Raw genomic sequence first — 3,418 nt, forward strand, 5'->3', positions numbered from 1 at the left:
CGTGCGGCATCGCCCCCCGGTTGGCGGACGGTCAAGACGGCATAGCTAAGGGACGCTGCAGCAACCGGATATTCTCATGTTTCTCGATTGGCTCGAGCGCCGAATCGACACCTTCGCGCCGTTCGACGACGGCCGCATGCCGCCGAAATCCGTTCTCGGTTTCGCGGGCTTCTATCTGCGGCCGATCCGCGGCGCGCTCGCGATCCTGTTCGTGGTGGCGGTGCTGGCCGGGTCTGTGGAGGCCTCGCTCTACCTGCTCATGGGCTGGTTCATCGATCTCCTGAACAAGGCCGACCGCGCCACCCTGTGGCAGGAGCACGGCACCGGTCTGATGCTGGCGGCCGGCCTCCTGCTGGTGGTGCGGCCCATCACGATCTGGCTGCACGAGATCCTGTCGAATCAGCTCATCGTGCCCCAGGCGACGAACCAGATCCGCTGGCGCACGCATCTCTACACCCTCGGCCACTCGCTCTCGTACTTCCAGGCGGACTTCGCCGGGCGCTTGGCAAACCGGGTCGTTCAGGTCGGCCCGGCGGTGCGCGAACTCGCCGTCGTGTTCATCGACACCCTGCTGTACGTCGCGATCTACGCGGTCACCGCGGTTGGTCTGTTCGGCTCGATCTCCCTCTGGCTCGCCCTGCCGGTGGTGGTCTGGATCGCGGCCTACGCTGCCCTGACCCGGTGGTTCGTGCCCCGGGCTCGGTCCCGCTCGTTGCTGACCGCCGACACCCGCTCGGCGCTCATCGGGCGCATCGTCGACAGCTACACCAACATCCTGACCGTGAAGCTGTTCGCCCGCGATCGCGAGGAGCGGGCAGCGGTGCGCGACGCCGTCGACGTGCACACCAAGGCCTACCTGCATCAGTTCCGGCTGGTGAGCAGCACAACCACCCTGCTCGGCCTCCTCAACAGCCTGCTGATCCTGTCCACGGCCAGCGTCTGCGTGATCCTATGGCAGCGCGGCGGGATGACCACCGGCGAGGCCTCGGCCGGCTTGGCCCTGGTCCTGCGCCTCATGGCGATGTCGGGCTGGGTGATGCAGACCGTGCGGGGCATCTTCGAGAATGTCGGCGTCATCCAGGAAAGCATGCAGACGATCGCCCGTCCGCACGCCATCAACGACCGGCCCGATGCCGGGACTTTGGCGATCTCGGGTGGTGACATCCGCTTCGAGAACGTCGGCTTCCACTACGGTCGCGACGACGCCTCCATCATCGAGGGCCTGAACCTGCACATCCGCGCGGGCGAGAAGGTCGGGCTCGTGGGCGTGAGCGGCGCCGGCAAGACCACGATCACCGCACTGCTCCTGCGCCTGCACGATCTCGAGACCGGCCGCATCCTCGTGGACGGCCAGGACATCGCCGGGGTCACGCAGGGGTCGCTGCGCAGCGCCATCGCCATGGTGACCCAGGACACCTCGCTGCTACACCGCTCGATCCGCGACAACATCGCGTATGGCCGCCCCGACGCCACCATCGCCGAGGTCGAGCGCGCCGCCCGCTTGGCCCAGGCCGACACGTTCATCCGCGACCTCGTGGACCATAAGGGGCGCACCGGCTACGACGCCCAGGTGGGCGAGCGCGGCGTCAAGCTCTCTGGCGGCCAGCGCCAGCGCATCGCCATCGCGCGGGTCATCCTCAAGGACGCCCCGATCCTCATCCTGGACGAGGCGACCTCGGCCCTCGACAGCCAAGTGGAGGCGGCGATCCAGGAGAGCCTCGACACCTTGATGCAAGGCAAGACCGTCCTGGCCATCGCGCACCGCCTCTCGACCATCGCGGCTCTCGACCGGCTGATCGTCCTCGATGCCGGCCGGATCATCGAGGAGGGCACGCATGCGGAACTGATCGCCAGCGGTGGCCTCTACGCGCGGCTCTGGGCGCGCCAGTCGGGTGGCTTCCTGGGCGATGCCACCGAAGCGCCCGCCTACGGGAACGCGGCCGAGTAAGACCACTCCAGGCGCGCGATCCACGCAAAGGTGTCGCAAACGGAAACGCCGTACGGGTTCGACGTGCTGCGACGCACACGGGGGGCTGGCGTTCTGCCGTTCCGGCGTCCAGCGGCATGACATCGGTCTCCCGCAGCATCCAATTTTCGTTATTTTTGTCAGTGGTTTACTGGGATGTTGCATAAGCCTTCGGCAGTTATGCTCATTTCATGCTCAAACTGCATGGCAGCCCCTTCCGATCGGCGCTCCTACTGCAGCGCAGCAAAGCCTACATCCGGGTCATGGCGCCGGGCCGCAGAGCCTGGCCGCACCCCAGATCCGGAGTTCACATCATGGTCCAGTCCCTCCTTCAGCATTTCGCCGCCTCTCTGCGCGAGAACGCCTCCGTGCGCGAAATCTCCGAGCTCACCGACCGGCAGTTCGCCGATATCGGCGGCGACCGCCTGAGCGCCAAGCTCCTCGAGAAGGCCCGCCAGCGTCGCGCCCGCGAGCACGTCCCCTTCCATGCCTCGGTCGGCGTGTTCTCCTACCCGACGGTCTGATCAACACCCGCCATCGAGCGAGGCTGTCGGCTTTTCGGGCCGCTGCGCGAACCTTCGGGGCGTGTGGCGGCCCGACGCATGTCTGGGGCCCTGTGGAAGGTGTCGGCCCCTCGGGGGCGCGTCTAGGGGGCGCGATGGAACCGGGCGCGCAGGTCCGCGCCCGCTCGACCGAACGCGAACACGCGCCCGTCCCCCGCCGCATCGGCCCGAAAAGCCGATTGGAGGCACCCACTGTCGAGGCTGCCCCGGGTGATCCGGGCAAGGCCCGATCGGGACCGGGGCGACGAAGGCCACGAACAGACCCGCCGTCGTCACCGCGTCCGGTATGGTTGCAGCCTCGTGACACGGCGCGGCCGGCGGGATGCCGTGGCACAACCCAGCCAAACGTCCTAAGGGAACCTGACATCCGGGGTGGCCGATTCCCGTGGGTGCGAGGACGTTGGGCTCGGGCCACGCCCCGGCCCGGAAAGGGTCGTCATGCGGATTGCGATGGTTGGCGCGGGCTACGTGGGTCTCGTCTCCGGGACGTGTCTGGCGGATTTCGGGCACAGCGTTGTGTGCGTCGACAAGGATCCGGCCAAGATCGCGGCGCTGCAGGCCGGGCGCATGCCGATCTACGAGCCGGGGCTCGACGCCCTGGTGGCGGAGAACGTGCGCCAGGAGCGGCTGAGCTTTGCCACCGATCTCGCTCCGGCGGTGGCGGAGGCCGAGGCGGTGTTCATCGCGGTCGGCACGCCCTCGCGCCGCGGCGACGGCTTTGCCGACCTTAGCTACGTTTTCGCCGCCGCCCGCGAGATCGCCGCGGCCCTGACCGGCTTCACCGTGGTGGTGACCAAGTCCACCGTGCCGGTGGGCACCGGCGACGAGGTCGAGCGTATCATCCGCGAGACCAACCCGGGGGCGGAGGTAGCGGTGGTGTCCAACCCCG

At 68.1% G+C, this 3,418-nt stretch carries 2 protein-coding genes and 1 pseudogene; all 3 read left to right on the forward strand.

Translation table 11 applies throughout. The features are described from left to right. Nucleotides 1-76: 76 nt before the first annotated feature. Nucleotides 77-1,948, forward strand: a complete 1,872-nt coding sequence (locus tag MFF30_RS02355; RefSeq protein ID WP_238276075.1) for an ABC transporter ATP-binding protein — start codon at nucleotides 77-79, stop codon at nucleotides 1,946-1,948. A 332-nt stretch (nucleotides 1,949-2,280) separates the two neighbouring features. After that, nucleotides 2,281-2,490: a hypothetical protein gene (locus tag MFF30_RS02360; RefSeq protein ID WP_238276077.1), complete on the forward strand. Its 210-nt coding sequence runs from the start codon at nucleotides 2,281-2,283 to the stop codon at nucleotides 2,488-2,490. Nucleotides 2,491-2,967: 477 nt separating this feature from the next. Then, a pseudogene (locus tag MFF30_RS02365) lies at nucleotides 2,968-3,418 on the forward strand (UDP-glucose 6-dehydrogenase); the annotation flags it as partial.

The sequence above is a fragment of the Methylobacterium goesingense genome, assembly GCF_022179225.1.
Lineage (GTDB): Bacteria > Pseudomonadota > Alphaproteobacteria > Rhizobiales > Beijerinckiaceae > Methylobacterium > Methylobacterium goesingense.